This window comes from Microbacterium sp. SORGH_AS_0888, from assembly GCF_030818905.1.
GTDB lineage: Bacteria > Actinomycetota > Actinomycetes > Actinomycetales > Microbacteriaceae > Microbacterium.
Genome location: NZ_JAUTAZ010000001.1, coordinates 2,334,782 through 2,350,844, shown reverse-complemented (window position 1 = coordinate 2,350,844; position 16,063 = coordinate 2,334,782). Strand labels below are relative to the sequence as shown.

At 72.0% G+C, this 16,063-nt stretch carries 14 protein-coding genes and 1 pseudogene; 6 read left to right on the top strand and 9 right to left on the bottom strand.

Annotated elements, in window-relative coordinates:
• Window positions 1-29: 29 nt before the first annotated feature.
• Both QE381_RS11440 and QE381_RS11435 read left to right on the top strand, forming a co-directional pair.
• On the top strand, window positions 30-899 hold the full coding sequence (locus QE381_RS11440; protein WP_307218278.1) for a siderophore-interacting protein: 870 nt from the start codon (window positions 30-32) through the stop codon (window positions 897-899).
• Window positions 896-1,459 carry an ECF transporter S component gene (locus QE381_RS11435; RefSeq protein WP_307218275.1) on the top strand — a complete coding sequence of 188 codons (564 nt, stop codon included), beginning with the start codon at window positions 896-898 and terminating at the stop codon, window positions 1,457-1,459. The genes QE381_RS11440 and QE381_RS11435 overlap by 4 nt, the downstream gene beginning before the upstream one ends.
• Window positions 1,460-1,501: 42 nt before the next feature.
• On the opposite strand, the gene QE381_RS11430 is transcribed toward QE381_RS11435, so the two are convergent.
• From QE381_RS11430 to QE381_RS11420, 3 genes are all read right to left on the bottom strand, one after another.
• A complete protein-coding gene (locus tag QE381_RS11430; RefSeq protein WP_307218273.1) occupies window positions 1,502-2,665 on the bottom strand; it encodes an acyl-CoA dehydrogenase family protein in 1,164 nt (387 codons plus the stop codon).
• A 175-nt stretch (window positions 2,666-2,840) separates the two neighbouring features.
• Window positions 2,841-3,977 carry a hypothetical protein gene (locus tag QE381_RS11425; RefSeq protein ID WP_307218270.1) on the bottom strand — a complete coding sequence of 379 codons (1,137 nt, stop codon included), beginning with the start codon at window positions 3,975-3,977 and terminating at the stop codon, window positions 2,841-2,843.
• 66 nt (window positions 3,978-4,043) lie between these two features.
• Window positions 4,044-5,033, bottom strand: coding sequence for a M15 family metallopeptidase (locus QE381_RS11420; protein WP_307218268.1), 990 nt, complete (start codon window positions 5,031-5,033; stop codon window positions 4,044-4,046).
• Window positions 5,034-5,143: 110 nt separating this feature from the next.
• On the opposite strand from QE381_RS11420, the gene QE381_RS11415 reads away from it, so the two are divergent.
• Window positions 5,144-6,211 carry an Rv2578c family radical SAM protein gene (locus QE381_RS11415; RefSeq protein ID WP_307218267.1) on the top strand — a complete coding sequence of 356 codons (1,068 nt, stop codon included), beginning with the start codon at window positions 5,144-5,146 and terminating at the stop codon, window positions 6,209-6,211.
• Between the two features lie 16 nt (window positions 6,212-6,227).
• On the opposite strand, the gene QE381_RS11410 is transcribed toward QE381_RS11415, so the two are convergent.
• Entirely contained in the window at window positions 6,228-8,138 is a 1,911-nt protein-coding gene (locus tag QE381_RS11410) for a DEAD/DEAH box helicase (RefSeq protein ID WP_307218265.1), read from the bottom strand.
• A gap of 237 nt (window positions 8,139-8,375) precedes the next feature.
• Here QE381_RS11410 and QE381_RS11405 point away from each other — a divergent pair, with 237 nt between their 5' ends.
• Together QE381_RS11405 and QE381_RS11400 are read left to right on the top strand one after the other, a co-directional pair.
• Window positions 8,376-9,281 carry an aldose 1-epimerase family protein gene (locus QE381_RS11405; RefSeq protein ID WP_307218263.1) on the top strand — a complete coding sequence of 302 codons (906 nt, stop codon included), beginning with the start codon at window positions 8,376-8,378 and terminating at the stop codon, window positions 9,279-9,281.
• A 138-nt stretch (window positions 9,282-9,419) separates the two neighbouring features.
• Window positions 9,420-10,091 (top strand): annotated as a pseudogene (locus QE381_RS11400) (DUF998 domain-containing protein); the annotation flags it as partial.
• Between the two features lie 157 nt (window positions 10,092-10,248).
• Here the strand turns inward: QE381_RS11400 and QE381_RS11395 are convergent.
• The 5 genes from QE381_RS11395 to QE381_RS11375 all read right to left on the bottom strand — a co-directional run bounded on the left by QE381_RS11395 (window position 10,249) and on the right by QE381_RS11375 (window position 15,494).
• A complete protein-coding gene (locus tag QE381_RS11395; protein ID WP_307218261.1) occupies window positions 10,249-13,410 on the bottom strand; it encodes an efflux RND transporter permease subunit in 3,162 nt (1,053 codons plus the stop codon).
• A gap of 62 nt (window positions 13,411-13,472) precedes the next feature.
• Window positions 13,473-13,841 (bottom strand): CrcB family protein, encoded by a 369-nt coding sequence (locus QE381_RS11390; protein ID WP_307218260.1) that lies wholly within the window; start codon window positions 13,839-13,841, stop codon window positions 13,473-13,475.
• The gene (locus QE381_RS11385; protein WP_307218258.1) at window positions 13,838-14,248 is read right to left on the bottom strand and encodes a CrcB family protein; all 411 of its coding nucleotides are present in this window, start codon (window positions 14,246-14,248) and stop codon (window positions 13,838-13,840) included. The genes QE381_RS11390 and QE381_RS11385 overlap by 4 nt, the downstream gene beginning before the upstream one ends.
• Window positions 14,249-14,269: 21 nt before the next feature.
• Entirely contained in the window at window positions 14,270-15,232 is a 963-nt protein-coding gene (locus tag QE381_RS11380; RefSeq protein ID WP_307218256.1) for a DNA topoisomerase IB, read from the bottom strand.
• 1 nt (window position 15,233) lies between these two features.
• A complete protein-coding gene (locus QE381_RS11375) occupies window positions 15,234-15,494 on the bottom strand; it encodes a Rho termination factor N-terminal domain-containing protein (RefSeq protein WP_307218255.1) in 261 nt (86 codons plus the stop codon).
• 254 nt (window positions 15,495-15,748) lie between these two features.
• Between QE381_RS11375 and QE381_RS11370 the strand changes: the two genes are divergently transcribed.
• On the top strand, window positions 15,749-15,910 hold the full coding sequence (locus tag QE381_RS11370; protein ID WP_307218253.1) for a hypothetical protein: 162 nt from the start codon (window positions 15,749-15,751) through the stop codon (window positions 15,908-15,910).
• Window positions 15,911-16,063 lie beyond the last annotated feature (153 nt).

The following is a 16,063-nucleotide window of genomic DNA, read 5'->3' as shown; positions in this document are numbered from 1 at the left end:
GCCCCCGTCGTCGCCCCGAGGAGGAGCCCATGGCCCGCAACAGCAAGATGGTCAAGCCCGAGGACCAGCGGCTGATCCGGCTGCGCGTGCTGCGCACGGCACGGCTGTCGCCCCACTGGGTGCGCGTCACCGTCGGCGAGGGAGAGGTCGACGCCTTCCGGCCGATGGGGTACGACCAGTGGTTCCGGCTGTTCCTGCCGCTGGGCGGCGAGGAGGGGATGACCCGCCTGCCGGCGAAGGCGAACACGCTCGTCGGGTATCTGAAGTACCTTCGCATCCCGGCCGGGATGCGCCCGGTCATGCGCAACTACACGGTGCGCGCGTTCCGCCCGGCGACGACGCGGGCGGGTGCCGAGCTCGACATCGACTTCGTGATCCATGGCTCGGAGCGCGACGACACGGCCGGGCCCGCCTCGGGATGGGCGGCGAGCGCGGCTCCCGGCGAGGACATCGTGATCATCGACGAGGGGATCATGTTCACCCCCGAGCGGGGCGTCGACCGTGTCGTGCTGGTGGGCGACGAGACGGCCCTGCCCGCGATCTCGGGGATCGCGGCATCCCTGCCGGAGACGGCGACCGGGCTCGCCATCGTCGAGGTCCCGGATGCCGCGGACGCGCTCGAGTTCGACCGTCCCGCGGGGCTGGCGGTGCAGTGGGTCGTCCGCGGGCACGATGCCGCGCCCGGCACGGGCGCGCTCGCCGCGCTGCGGGAGGCGGAGCTGCCCTCGGGCGGGCCGCACGCCTTCATCGCCGGCGAGCAGGCGCTCGCGACGGGCGGTCGCCGCCTGCTCGTGAACGACCGAGGCATGGACAAGGACGCGGTGAGCTTCTGCGGGTACTGGCGGATGGGCGCCGCCTCCGCCGCCGCACGGGCGGCGCGGACGGAGAGCCCGGCATGAGGAACGCCTCGACCGCCTACCTGCTGACCTGCGCGGCGATCGGCGTCGCCACGGGCCTGCTGACCGTGCCCGCGACCGCGTTCTCGACCGCGCTCGCTCCGATCGCTCCGCCCGTGGCGGCGCTCGCCTACGGCGCCTGGTCGATCGGGTTCGTTGTGGCGTTGCGGCTCCTCGAGCGCCCGGGGGCGGGCGTGCTCACCGGCCTCCTCTCGGGGCTCGTGGCCATGCCGCTGTCGGCGACCGGCCCCGCGATCGTGGTGACGAACGTGCTCTACGCGCTGCTGCTGGAGCTGCCGTTCCTCCTCGCGCTCTACCGCCGCTGGCACACGTGGATGTACTACGCCGGCACCGCGGTCGTCGCGACGCTCTACGCCGTGTGGTCGGTGACCGCGGCTGACATGCAGTCCTTCGCGCCGTGGATGCTGGCGGCCTTCGTCGTCGTGGCGATCGCCTCCCCGCTTGTGGGCACGTGGCTCGGCATCCTCATCGCGGACCGGCTGACGCGGGCGGGTGTGGCCCGCACGGCCCGTCGCCGGCGGGCGGGCACCGCCGCCGGCTGAGCCGGGGGATGCGCCAGTGGGCCGCCGCATCCCCCTCCGCTCTCACCGGCGGCCGGTGACCTGCCGCGCGACGATCTCGCGCATGATCTCGTTCGACCCGCCGTAGATCCGGTGCACGCGCGCGTCGGCGAACGCCCGCGCGATCGGGTACTCCATGATGTACCCGTAGCCGCCGTGCAGCTGCAGGCACTTGTCGAGGATCTCCCACTCGCGCTCGGTCGACCAGAACTTGACCTTCGCGGCCTCCTCGGGCGTGAGCTTCTTCTGGCCGTACAGCGTGATCGCGCGGTCGACGTAGGCCCACAGCACATCGACCGTGGTGGCGATGTCGGCGAGCGTGAATCGCGTGTTCTGGAAGTCGATGACGGGCTGGCCGAACGCCTCGCGGCTGGCCGTGTAGTCGAGGGTCCACCTCAGGCCCGCCTCCGAGGCCGCCGCGGCTGCGACGCCGATCGAGAGGCGCTCGAGCGGCAGGTTGCGCATGAGCTGCACGAAGCCGTGACCCGGCTCGCCGCCGATCAGGTTCTCATCGGGCACGAAGACGTCGCTGAAGCTGAGCTCCGCCGTGTCGTGCCCGTGGAAGCCGATCTTGTTGAGCTTCTTCCCGTGCTCGAACCCGTCCATGCCGTTCTCGATGAGCAGCAGGCTGAAGGCGTCGGGGCGGTTGCCCTCGCCGGTCTTGACGAAGGTCACGACCAGATCGGCCGTCTTGCCGGAGGAGATGAAGGTCTTGGCGCCGTTGACGACCCAGCCGCCGTCGACCTTCTTCGCCGTCGTCTTGACGCCCCGCAGGTCGCTTCCGGCGCCCGGCTCGGTCATGGCCAGCGCTCCGATCACCTCGCCGGTGGCCATGCCGGGCAGCCACTTCTCCTTCTGCTCCTGCGTGCCGAAGTGCGCGAGGTAGGGGACGGCGAGGTCGTCCTGGATGCCGAGGGCACCTGCGAGGGAGCCGAGCCCGGCCTTGATGGTCTCCTCGTTGACGACGGCTCGGAAGCGGTAGTCCTGCAGCATCCCGGCACCGCCGAACTCCTCCGGCACCGAGAGCCCGAGGATCCCCGCCTCTCCCGCGGCGAGCATGGTGGCGCGGTCGATCTCGCCGTCGGCGTCCCACTTCTCGCGCTTCTCGTTCGTGCCGTAGCGCTTGATGAACTCGATGACGACGTCGCGGAACGCCTCGTGATCGTCGTCGTAGATGTCGCGCTCCATGGTGCGCCGTTCCTTCCTCTGCGGGTATCGCTCAGGCGGCGCCGGTGTGTGCACGGGCGTCGTCGCCGCTTGCGATCCTAACGAGCCGAGGGTGGATGCGGCAGCCCGATGTGACATCGCATCGCACATCTCATGGAACTCCGTGCCGCCGTTTGTGGGATGCCTCCAGGAGCGGTCAGCTCGTGCGCGCGAGCCCCGTGCCGTCGGCGGCGGCGCGGTAGAACGCGCTGCGGTAGGCGTCGCCGATGCCGAAGACGACCTCGACGGGCCCCACTGGCCGCGCGAACGTGTCGCTGTCGATGTCGTCGTCGACGGATCGATCGACAGTGATCGTGGTGGCGGCCGGATCGGCGATGCGCTCGGCGGCGGCGGCCTGCTGCACGAGCGACCACAGCCGGTCCCACGCCACATCGTCGAGCGAGAACTGCTCGGCGGCGAGCTCGGGCTGAGTGCCCGCGGGGCCGTCGTGCGAGACGCTTCCCCGACGGTAGGTCCAGCGGTCGCTCGCGGTCTCACCCGGCCGCAGCGGCGCGGTGACGGCCACGTAGTCGGCCGCGACGACGACCGTGTCGACGACGTCGTGGCCGATCGCCTCCCGGAGCGCCTCGAGCGCCGCGGACAGCGGCTGGGGCTGACGGACATCGGCGTGCCACCGCCCCTGCGGGAGCGCCTCGATCGTCTGCGAGAGGGCATCACGATAGGGAAGGGCGACGGCCGCCGCGGCGATCGCCGCGACCAGCACGTAGGCGACGATGCGCAGGGGGCGACCGCGGCGCCCCACACCGATCAGCGGCGGGCGCCCGAAGCCGGCACCGGGTTCCGGCGCTCGCCAGGCCAGCGTGTCGGCGGCGGGCATGCGCAACGGCAGGACCTGCGGCGCGACGAGGCCCACGACGGGCGGGTCGCCCGCGCTGAGCACCGCGGAGAAGCCCGCACCCGGCTGGTACAGCGGGATCTCCGTGAGCGGCACGACGCGGCGGATCGTCGTGCGGAAGGCGGCGCCCTGGTGCGGCTGGACGCTCACGTCGAGCTCGCAGAGGGGCTGCTCGTTGATCTGCGTCCCGATCTGGCGCAGGACGTCGATGCGGGCGACGCCCTCGCGACCCGACGCCGCGGCCTCCTCGACCTGACGCGCCGTGGGACCGATCGCCCCTCGCGTCGTGCGCGCGATGGCGACGAGCGTGCCGGCGCCGATCATGAGAGCGAGCCCGAGCGGCAGCGCCCACCACGCGGCGCCGGGCGGTCCGACGACCATGACGACGACGGCCGCGAGCAGGATGCCGAGCCCGGCGAAGAACAGGAGACGCAGCATCCTGCCAGCCTAGGAAACGCGGGGCGGTGAGCCGCCCCGCGTGTGGACGACGCCGCTCGCGCGGGATCAGCCGGCGTAGTCGGGCGCCGGCGGCAGCCCGAAGAAGTCCTCGAGCGTGTGGAACCCGCCGTCGTGATAGGCCTTGGCGAGCGCCGGACCGATGAAGCGCAGGTGCCACGGCTCGGACTCGTAGCCGGTGACGCCCATGTAGCCGTCCTCGTAGCGCACGATGAAGCCGTACTCCCACGCGTGCTGCGCGACCCACTGGCCCTGCGCCGTCGCGCCGAAGTCGTCGAGCCCGCCGCATCCCCGGCCGCAGGCGACCATGTCGAGGGCGAGCCCGGTCTGATGCTCGCTGTAGCCGGGTCGTGCGCTGCCCGCGTCCGCGACCGCCTGACCCTCGTCGTCCACGTGCTGCGCGTAGGTGCTGACCTGTGTGCGGTACGAGCGGTACGAGCTGAGCACCGCGACGTCGCCGACGCCCGCCGCGGCAGCGCCCGCACCGAGCGCGGAGAGCGCCGCATCCGCATCCTGCCGCAGATGCCCGCCGTTGAGCGAGGTGACCTGGCTGAGCGAGCCGAGGTTCGCGGGCTCGTAGTCCAGCGGGCTGAGCGGCCGCAGCTTGTCGACCACGACCCAGCGCCGCGCGGGGTCCGAGAGCGAGATGCAGGGGGCGGCTCCGGCGATCACGGCCGCGCGGAAGGACTCGCCACCGCCGGCGGCCTCGACCACCGCCTCGTCGTCCCTCGCCGCGAGCGCCGCCTGCACCGCGGGCTCGTCGCAGAGCGCCGCGGCCGCGACGACCGCGAGCTGCGGGACCGGGAGCTCCTGCGCCACCGGCGCGCGCTCGTAGACGCCACCGACGACGACGCCCGGCCCCGCAGGGGCGGCGTCGACCGCCGCGGTGGAGAGGATGACCCGCGGCACGAGAAGCACGAGGGCGGCGAGGAGCACGACGATCAGAGCGCCGATCGCGACCCGTCGCCGCCGTCGGCGCATCTGTCTCTCGCGAGCGGCCTTTCGGGTGTCGGCCGCGTCTGTCGCCCGGGTGCTCACCCCTCCTATTGTGACCGTCGCGCCTCGCTCACGCGCGACCGTGTCGCATCTCGTATCTTTGTACGCATGTGCGCTTGACCTTCATTCGTATTCTTGTTCTACTCGTACGCATGAGGTGGCAGGGTCAGTCGCTCGGGAGCACGGATGCCGATGCGCTCGCGGGGCTCGAGGGGTTCGGCGGCGTCGTGCGCTCGGTCACGACCCCGGAGTTCGCGGGCATGACCTTCCACGAGGTGCTGTGCCGATCGGCGCTCAACCGGGTCCCGGGCGCCTCCGCGATGCCGTTCGACTGGACGGTGAACCCCTATCGCGGGTGCAGCCACGCCTGTGTCTACTGCTTCGCGCGCGGCACGCACACCTACCTCGAGCTCGACTCCGGACGCGACTTCGACTCGCAGGTCGTGGTCAAGGTCAACGTCGCCGAGGTGCTGGCCAACGAGCTGCGGCGCGGATCGTGGGGGCGCGAGCACGTCGCGCTCGGCACCAACACAGATCCCTACCAGCGGGCGGAGGGGCGGTACCGGCTCATGCCCGGCGTCATCGATGCGCTCGCCTCCTCGGGCACGCCGTTCTCGATCCTCACCAAGGGCACGCTGCTCCGACGCGACCTCCCGATGCTGCGCGAGGCGTCGACGTCCGTCGCGATCTCCCTCGCGATGTCGATCGCGGTGTTCGACGACGCCCTGCAGGGCTCGGTCGAACCGGGCACCCCGACGGCGCAGGCCCGGTTGGAGACGGTCCGGGCGGCGACCGAGGCGGGGTTCCGCGTGACGGTGTTCCTCATGCCCGTGCTGCCGCATCTGACCGACTCCGTCGCCGCCCTCGACGACGCCCTGCGTCGCATCCGCGAGGCCGGCGCCGTCCGCGTCGTGTACGGCGCGCTGCATCTGCGCCCGGGCGTGAAGCCGTGGTTCTTCCAGTGGCTGTCGCAGAGCCGGCCGGACCTGATGTCGTCCTACCGGGCGCTGTACCCGGGCGCCGCGGTGAACGCACCCAAGCCCTACCGCCAGTGGCTGGCGCGCCGCATCCGCCCGCTCCTGCGGCACCACGGTCTCGACGGACGCGCCGAGGAGGAGCCCGTGCGCGCGCGGCCCGTGCGCGCACACGCCACGGCCCTCGCGGCCGCGTCCGTGCGCACGACCGGGCCTCGCGCCGAGGCGCAGCCGCGACTGTTCTGACGCGGGAGGCGCCGGGTCAGGAGACGGGGTCGACCTGCCGGCCGGCGATCTCCTCGAGCAGATCGTCACCGGGGCGGACCTCGTCGAATGGCGCCTCGATCTCGGCGCGCTGCAGCAGCTCGGTCATGCGACGGCGGCGCTGTCGCGCGATGAGCGAGACGACCGTGCCGGAACGTCCGGCTCGACCGGTCCGACCGGACCGGTGCAGATACGTCTTGTACTCGTCCGGCGCGTCGGCCTGCACCACGAGGTCGATGTCGTCGACGTGGATGCCGCGGGCCGCGACATCGGTGGCCACCAGCACGCTGACCCGGCCGTCGGTGAGTCGCTGGAGGTTGCGGGTGCGCTTGGCCTGGTTGAGGTCGCCGTGCAGGGCGACGGCGGGGATTCCCGCGTCGTCGAACTGCTCGGCGAGCATCTCGGCGTAGGCGCGGGTGCGGGCGAAGACGAGCGTCTTGCCCTCGCGGTCGACGAGCGAGGTGAGGATCTCCGCCTTGTCGCGGTGGTCGATCACGAGCACACGGTGGTCGATCGTGCCGGAGTCCTGATCCTCCCCCGCGACCTCGTAGACGGCCGGGTCGACCAGGAACTCGTCGACGAGCGCCGCGACCTCACGGTCGAGCGTCGCGGAGAAGAGCAGCTTCTGCGCGCCGTCCGCGACGAGACGCAGGATCCGCTGCATGGGCTCGAGGAAGCCCAGCTCCGACATGTGGTCGGCCTCGTCGAGCACGACGACGCCGACCTGGGAGAGGTCGAGCTTGCCCTGGTTCTGCAGGTCCTCGATGCGTCCGGGCGTGCCGATGATGATGTCGACGCCCTTCTTCAGCGCGCCGACCTGGCGTGCCTGCGGCACACCGCCGTAGATCTGGGTGGTGAACAGGCCCACGCTCCGAGCGATGGGCTGGACGGTCCGGTCGATCTGCAGCGCGAGCTCGCGCGTCGGCGCGAGGATCAGCGCGACCGGGGCACGCCCGAACTCGCGCTTCACGCCGGCCTTCGAGCGCAGCACCCGCTCGACGAGGGGCGCGCCGAAGGCGATCGTCTTGCCCGAGCCGGTGCGCCCGCGGGCCAGGACGTCGCGCCCCTCGATGATCGGGGCGATCGTCGCGGTCTGGATCGGGAACGGGCTCGCCGCGCCCAGCTCGGCGAGGGCGCGCACGATGTTGTCGCCGAGCCCGAGCTCGGCGAAGGACGCCTCGGTCACGGCGTTCGCATCGACCGCTTCGGCCTGCAGCCGCTCGTGGACGACGTCGACGTGCTGCTCGGCCGCCGCGGTGCGCTGCGGCGCCGCGTTCCAGTCGGAGCGGTTCGGGCGATCGTTCCTGCGGTCGTCGCGCCGCGGACGCTCATCGCGCGGGGAAGGACGGGACGGGCGGTCGCCGAACGACCGGCTCGGGCGCTCCGCGCGATCGAACGACCGCGCGGGACGGTCCTGCGGCGGACGCGTCCCCCGCTCGCCGCGGTCGTGCGAGCGTGCGGGACGCTCATCGAAGGATCGACGCGGACGATCGTCGAACGACCGGGCAGGACGGTCCTCCCGGCCGGACGAGCGTGCGGGACGGTCCTCGAACGACCGACGCGGACGCTCCTCACGATCGAACGACCGGGCAGGACGGTCATCACGCGCACGCGCCGGACGCTCGTCGAACGCGCGACGCGGACGCTCGTCGCCGCGCGCCTGCGAGCGGATGCTGCGCGCCTCCTCGCGACCCGCACGCTCCTGGGACGTCCACCGCTGCTTGGGCGCGCCGGCACGCTCGGCGTCGGCGGCGCGGTAGCCGCGGTGGTTCGGGCTCTTCGAGCCGGCCGTTCCGGCCGAGGCCTCGCCGGGACGGCGCTTGCGATCCTGGTAGCTCGTCTTCGAGCCGTAGCGCGGCTCGAAGTTCTTGGCCGGGCGACCGCCGGCGGGCTTCTTGTTCTTGGGCATGAGAGTGTCCTTCTGGGTCGTGCGCACGAGAACAGCGCTGCGCTCCGCGACACGCACGGGGAACACCCGCACGCGCACCCGCGCATACCCGGACTACCGTCGGCCGGGGCCATTATCGATGATGGTCATGCGTGCCGATCGGCACCCATCATCGGCCCCTGGGACTCACACAAGAACGAAACAGTCCAGAGCCGACGCTCTACCATAGCGCGCCCCGCTGGGAAGTAGCCTGGTCCCGTGAGCAGCGATCCCACCGGCCACCGTCACGTCCTCCGCACGTCCCGTGCGTCCGCAGAGATCACCGAGGTCGGCGCCGCGCTCCGCGCCCTGACCGTCGACGGTGTCGACCTCGTCCCGCGGTATCCGGACGACATCCCCACCCCCGCGGCGTCGGGGGTCGTGCTCGTCCCCTGGCCCAACCGCATCCGTGACGGCCGGTGGAGCCAGCGCGGCACCGACTACCAGCTCGCGATCACCGAGCCGAAGCTGGGCAACGCCTCGCACGGCCTGCTGCGCTTCGCGCCCTATCGGGTGATCGCCTCGCAGCCGGATGCGGTGACCCTCGGCGCGCACGTGTTCCCGCAGACGGGCTACCCCTTCCACCTCGACACCCGGGTGACCTACGCGCTCACCGACGACGGCCTCGACGTCCTGCACACGATCACCAACCTCGGCGGGGCGGACGCCCCGGTCGCGCTCGGCGCGCACCCCTACCTCTGCGTCGGCGACGTCGACACGGCCGAGCTCACGCTGGAGCTCGACGCGGCGGCGTGGTTCCCGCTGGACGAGCGCAACCTCCCGCTCGAGGAGGCCGCCGTCGACGCCGCGCACGACCTGCGCGCACCGCGCCGTGTCGGCGATCTCCACCTCGACGCCGCCTACACGCAGCTGCGACGCGGCACCGACGGACGCGTGCGCGGCATCCTGCGCACGCCGGACGGACGCACGCTCGAGTTGTGGGCCGGGACGGATGTCGAGTATCTGCAGGTCTTCACGACGGATCGCTATCCCGGGAACCCGCTCGCGATCGCGGTCGAGCCGATGACCGCGCCCGCCGATGCGTTCAACTCCGGGCGCGATCTGCGCTGGCTCGCTCCGGGTGAGACGTGGGAGATCGACTGGGGCATCGCCTACCGGGGCTGAGCGCGGCTCAGTACACCACCGCGCGGCGCGCACCCGTAACACGCGCCGCATCCGGCGTTAACGGCCCGCCGCTAGACTGACGCCAGCGGTACAGGGCCGCCGCGTCGGATCAGGGTTTCGGCGCACGCCATCCGGCGGATGACGGGGTGTGGGCGGCTCCACGTCGGAGGGATCAGGTGTCCGTCTGGGTGGAGGGTGCCCCGCATGCGTATCGTTTTTCCGTCTCCGAGCCTCCGTCTCGCGCTGGCGGACGCCGCCTCGACGCCGCCCGAACGCGTCGGCGCCCGCCTCTCCTTCGGTGCACTGCTCGGTGCCAGCCCGCTGCGGCTCGCGGTGCTCTCGCTGACGGTGCTGCTCACGGGTATCGGGATCTCGATCGCGACGACGACCGACCCGCTGTGGTGGCACCTGCACTTCAGCCGTCTCGGGACCTTCCGCAACGGCTCCGGCGCCTTCTTCAATGGGACCCTGATCGCGGGCGGCACGCTCGTGACCCTCTTCGCCCGCGCGGCGGCGCGCGAGCTGCGGAAGCTCGAGCGGCGCGTCGTGCGGCGCGGCACGGCGCGCACCGCCGGCATCCTGTTCGGCGTCGTCGGCATCGACCTCGCGCTCGTCGGATGCGTTCCGCTCAACGTCAACAAGACGGTGCACGACCATGTCGCCGCCGCCATGGTGCTCGGCTTCGCGGGTCTCCTGGTGACGAGCCCGTGGATGATGCATCGGATGCCGAAGCGCCTGCTCGCGACGACGGGAGCGGTGTTCGCCTACCTCTTCGCGGGCGCCTGGCTGTTCGTGACGGCGGCCATCAACCTCGCGCTCTTCGAGGTCGTCGCCTTCAGCGCCATGTTCTCCTGGTCGGGCGTCTTCGTGCTCTGTCTCCTCCGAGCGGGCAGCGCGCTGACCGGCTCGACAGCTCAGCCGGCCGCGGCAGGCACGCCCGGGGCCGTCCGTGCCGTGCCCGCGCGGGTCAGTGCCCCTCGCGCTCGCGCAGCTCGCGCCTGCTCGACGGATGCTCCTCGCGACCGTCGGCGTCCGGCACCTCGTCGCCGGCACGACGGGCGGCCCGCCGCTCACGTGCACCCTCGACGAGGTTGTACAGCGTCGGCAGCACCAGCAGCGTCAAGACGGTAGAGGACACCAGCCCGCCGATCACGACGATCGCCAGCGGCTGCGAGATGAAGCCGCCGTGCCCGGTGATGCCGAGCGCCATCGGGGTCAGCGCGAAGATCGTCGCGAGTGCCGTCATGAGGATCGGGCGCAGCCGTCGCGAGCCGCCCGCCATGACGGCGTCGTGCGCGGTGAGACCCTTGTCGCGGTACTGGTTGACCAGATCGACGAGCACGATCGCGTTCGTCACGACGATGCCGATGAGCATGAGCACGCCGATGAGCGAGGCGACGCCGAGGGGAACGCCCGTCGCGATCTGCAGGAGGATCGCGCCGGTGGCCGCGAACGGCACCGACACGAGCAGCAGCAGCGGCTGCCGCAGCGAGCGGAAGGTCGCCACCATGACGATGTAGACGATGAGGATCGCAGCCAGCATCGCCAGCCCCAGCTGGGAGAAGGCGTCCGTCTGCTGCGTCGCCACCCCGCCGAGCGAGGCGCTCGCCCCCGATGGGAGCGAGGTGTCCTTGAGCGCAGCCGAGACAGATGCGGTCGCCGTCGCCAGGTCGTCGCCGGCGGGCGTGACGGTGACGGTGGAGGTGCGCTGCCCGCGCTGGGTCGTGATCGAGGTGGGGCCCTCCGCCTGGGCGACGGTCGCGAGCTCGTCGAGCCGGACGGCCCCCGCGGCCGTCGGGATCTGGAGCGCCCGGAGGTCGTCGATCGTCGCCGGCGTCTGCGACGCCGCCAGGTACACCGTGAGCGAGGTCCCGTCGATCTCCACCGTGCCGGCAGACTGCGGCCGCATGGTGCGCGACACGATCCCGCCGACCGCGACCTCCGAGAGGCCGCGTGCGGCCGCCTTGTCCCGATCGACGGTGACGGCGATGTAGGGCAGCGAGGCGGAGAGGTTGCTCGTGACCTGGCCGATGCCCTCCTTGCCCTGGACCGCCCCCGTCACCGCGTCGGTCGCCGTCTGCAGCGTCTGCTGGTCGGGGGCCGTGATGTCGACGGCGATGTCGGAGGAGCCGAATCCGCCGCTGGAGCCGGCGATCGTGATGGTCCCGACATCCGTGAGCGGCGCGAGCGTGCTCTGCACACGGTCACGCAGCGCGACCTGGTCGGCGCCGGCATCCGTCGTGACGGAGTAGGTGATCCCGCCGCCGCCGCCCGAGAACGCGTCGCGGATGGCCGAGCCGCTGGATCCGATCGAGACCTGCACCGTCTCGATGCCCTCGACTCCGGTCAGCGCCGACTCGACCTGCTTCGCGGCGGCGTCCTCGGCGTCCAGGCTCGCCGCCGGTCCCAGCTTCTGGGTGATCGTCAGCGTGTTCTGGCCCGAGTCCCCGAGGAAGTTCGTCTTCATGAGGGGCGCGAGGGCGACGGTTCCGACGAGCACGACGACGGCCGCGAGAACCGTGATCCAGGAGTGGCGGAGGGTCCAGCCGAGGATCGGCAGGTACGCCTTCTGCAGGCGCGAGGGCGGGGCACCCGGATCCTCCGGATCGATCTGCTCGCCGGCCGCGTTCGTCACGGGCTTGCCGGGCTTGAGGAACCAGTAGGCCAGGACGGGGACGATCGTGAGGGCGACGAACAGCGAGGCGAGCATCGCGATCGTCACGGTCATCGCGAAGGGGCGGAACAGCTCACCCGTCAAGTCGCCCACGAACGCGATCGGCAGGAACACCGCGACGGTCGTGATCGTCGACGCCGTGATCGCGCCGGCGACCTCGCGCACGCCGAGCAGGACCGCGGCGAGCTTGTCCGCCCCGGCGACGTAGTGCCGCTTGATGTTCTCGATCACCACGATCGAGTCGTCGACGACGCGGCCGATGGCGATCGTGAGGGCGCCGAGGGTCAGGATGTTGAGGGAGTACCCGAACGCCTGGATGCCGATGAAGGTGATGAGCACGCTCGTCGGGATCGAGATCGCGGTGACGAGCGTCGAGCGCACCGAGAGGAGGAACAGCAGGATGACGATGACCGCGAACGCCAGCCCGAGCAGCCCTTCCTGCGCGAGCGAGTCGATGGACTGCTGGATGTAGGGCGCCTGGTCGAACACGACCGTGAAGCTCGCGTCGCCGCCGAGGTCGTCCGACAGCTTCGGCAGGGCGTCGCGCACGGCCGTGGACACCTCGACGGTGTTGGCGGAGGGGAGCTTCGTCACCGCGATCGTCAGGGCCGGCTCACCGTTCACGCGGGAGATCGAGGTCACCGGGTCGGTCCCGAGCGCGACCGTGGCCACGTCGCCGATCGTCACGGTGCCGCCCGTCGCCTGCGCCGGCGACGTCGGCACCAGCGGGAGGGCGGCGATCTCATCGACCGAGGACAGCTTGGTCCCGGTCTGCACCGTGAGCGTCTCGTCGCCCTGCGTGATGGCACCGCCCGGGAACAGCACGCCGTTCTGCGTCATGGCGTCGCTGATGGCCTGCTGCGTGAACCCGCGCGCGGCGAGTTTGGCGGGGTCGGGGGTGATCGTGACCCGCTGCCCCAGGCCGCCCACGATCTGGGCGGCGTTGACGCCGCTGATGTCCGTGATGTCGGGGATGACGGACGCCTCGAGCTTCGCCTGGATCGCCTGCTCGTCGCTGTAGCCCGTGACGGCGAGCTGGATGACGGGCAGGTCGTCGGTGGACACGGCGACGACCGTGGGGTCGACCCCCGTCGGCAGCTGGCTCTTGATGCGGTTGATCGCGGTGCTGATCTTCTGCTCGGCGGTGGCGAGGTCGGTGCCGTAGGTGAAGGAGGCGCGCACGATGGAGGCGTTCGTCGTGCTGGTCGCGGTCGTCGACTCGAGACCCGCGATGCCCTGGATCGCCGACTCGATCGGCGTGGACACATCGTTGGCCACGACCTCGGGGGACGCGCCCGTGTAGGTGGAGAGCACCGAGAGCTGCGGGTACTCGATCGAGGGGATGAGCTCCTGCTTCAGGCTCGTCAGCGCGAGCCCGCCGAAGACGGCGGCGACGATGGTGATGAGCGCGATGAGAGCACGGTTGCGGAGGCTGAGGACGGCCAGACGGGACACGGTGCGCCTTCCGGATGCGGGGGGATGCGGCGGAGCCGGCGGATACGGAACTGTATCGAGATTCAGTATCGCATGGCGCCCAGCGCCAGACCGCCCGCCGCGGCCGCCACGGTGAGCACCAGGGTGCCGACCGTGTTCGCGAGCGCCGCGGCGGTGCGACGCTCCATCGCGAGGAGCACGGTGCCGCTCGCGACCGAGCTGAAGGTCGTGTAGCCGCCCAGCAGCCCGGTGCCCACCGCGCCGAGCACCGTCGCATCCGTCGTCGCACCGACGAGCAGGCCGAGCGCGAACGAGCCGCTCACATTGATGACGAGCGTCCCCCAGAGAAAGCGCGCGCCGACCACCCGGGTGACGCCGAGGTCGACGAGATAGCGCAGCGCCGCGCCACCGCCGCCGCAGACCGTGACGAGAAGGAAGAGACCGAGGCTCACGGCTCCCGCCCCCGCCTCGGCGCCGCGGGACGGAGGCGCCCGCGTGCAAGGAGCAGCCCGAGCCACGCGGCGAGGACTCCCGCAACGGCCGTGGCGACGGTCAGCCACACGGCGGCGCCGTGGACCGCCTGCACCGCGAAGGTGCTGTAGGTCGTGAACCCGCCGATGACGCCGGTCCCGAAGAAGTGCCGCGCCGCGCGTGACGCGGGGCTCTCGCCCCGCCGGAGGAGAGCCCCGGTCACGACCCCGAGCAGGAACGCACCGGCGACGTTGATGACCGGCACCGCGATCGCCTGCCAGGCCGGCACGTCGATCGCGAGCAGGGCGGCGCGCCCCGCGACGCCCACCGCTCCGCCGAGGGCGGTCAGCGCCAGATGCGACCACGAGAAGACGGGACCGGACGGCACGGGTCCACGCTACTCCCGGGCTCAGCCGGCCAGCAGCGCGCGCAGCGCCGACTCGGGCGACACGCTCCGGTCCAGCAGACGTCCCCGCGCGTACGCCCGCCACAGCCTCGGGTCGATGTAGCTGGCCCGGGCCACGGCGGGGGTGTTGCTCAACACGGCCGCGCACGCGCGCACGGCCTCGCGCTCGGCCTTCTTGCGCTCCGACCTGCCCCGGCGTGTGCCCGAGACGGCGAGGGACTGCGCCGCGGCGATCGTCCCTCGCAGCGTGCGGAAGTCCTTGGCCGTGAACGCCCCTCCCGTCAGCGCGCGGACGTAGGCGTTGACGTCCGCGGCGGTCAGCGACATCCGTCCCCGCCCCTGCGGAAAGCTGAGCAGCGGTGAGCTCTGGCGACCTGCGACCATCGGGGCGAGCACCCGCGCGAGCTCGGCGTCGTCGATCGAGATGTCCGCGCGCACGCCGCTCTTGGCGGGGAACCGCAGCCGCACGACGCTCCCCTCGATCGTCGCGTCCCGGCGCTGCAGCGTCGTGAGCCCGCGACTGCCGCCCCGCGCGAGGTAGCGCCGGGAGCCGATCCGGATGGCGCCCGCGTCCAGCAGACGGAAGGCGACGGCCAGCGCCCGCTCGCGCGAGTCGTCGTCTCGGCGGAGGGTCGTCGTCACCCGGGCGCGGGCGCGAGGGAGCGCCTCGGCGAGAGCCAGTGCGCGGGCGAACTTGCCCCTGTCGCGCGGGGCGCTCCAGTCCGGGTGGTAGAGGTACTGGCGGCGACCGGCGGCATCCGTTCCCACCGCCTGGATGTGCCCGCGCGGATCGGCGCAGATCCACACGTCCTCCCACGCGGGCGGGATGACGAGGGCACGGATGCGGTCGATGTCGCCGGCGCCCACGGCGCCCCCGTCCGTCCTGCGGTAGCGGAACCCCTCCCCGGAGCGGAGACGGGAGATGCCCGCGTCCTCCCCCGGGGAGACGCGACGAAGACGCGGCACGTCAGTGGGACCGCAGGCGCGAGATCAGCTCGGCCTTGCGCAGCCGCGAGTATCCGCTCACGCCGAGCTCCTTGGCCCGCACGCGCAGGCGATCGACGGTCCAGTCCTCGTAGTCGCCGGCCTCTCCGCCGCGGTGGGCGACCGCCGAGCGCCCGTCCCGAGCGGCCGCGTTGGAGATGCGGGCGGCCTTCTCGGCCGAGGCGCCCTGCTCTCGGAGCGTGTCGTACAGCTCGGGATCCTTCAGGCTGCTCTCGCGGGGCATGACCGCTCCTCTCCCGGCACCCGACGCGCCGTCATCGTGAGAGTAGGACGCCGCAGGAAGCGCCCTCGCGACCCTTGACAGCGTCTCGCGAGCGCAGTAGCGACGCGTCGCCTCGCGTGAGGCGCGGAGGGATACCACCGGCCGCGGAAGCGCGTCAACCCCCGTCCGTGCCGGCCGGAGCCGGTGGGACGCTGAGGCCGTACCGCCGAGGCACCCGGGGATCCCCCCGCCCCGGACAGAGAGAGGACCTGCTCATGAACATCGCACTCGTCATCATCATCGTGGTCGCCATCGTCCTGGCGATCGTGGGAGGTCTGAACACCGCGCTGAACTGGCTGCTGTGGGTGGCCCTCATCGTCGCGGTGATCGCGCTCATCGCCTTCCTGTTCCGAGTCATCTCCGGCGGTCGCCGCTGACCCCACCCCCACGACGAGGACCCCGGCGCCCCGCGGCGCCGGGGTCCTCGTCGTTCACCGCGTTGACAGGCCGCGGAACGCGATATAACGTGTTCGAAAGATACGCGATATATCGCGATGACGCATCCACGGGCACGGGCCCGCGGCGAGGAA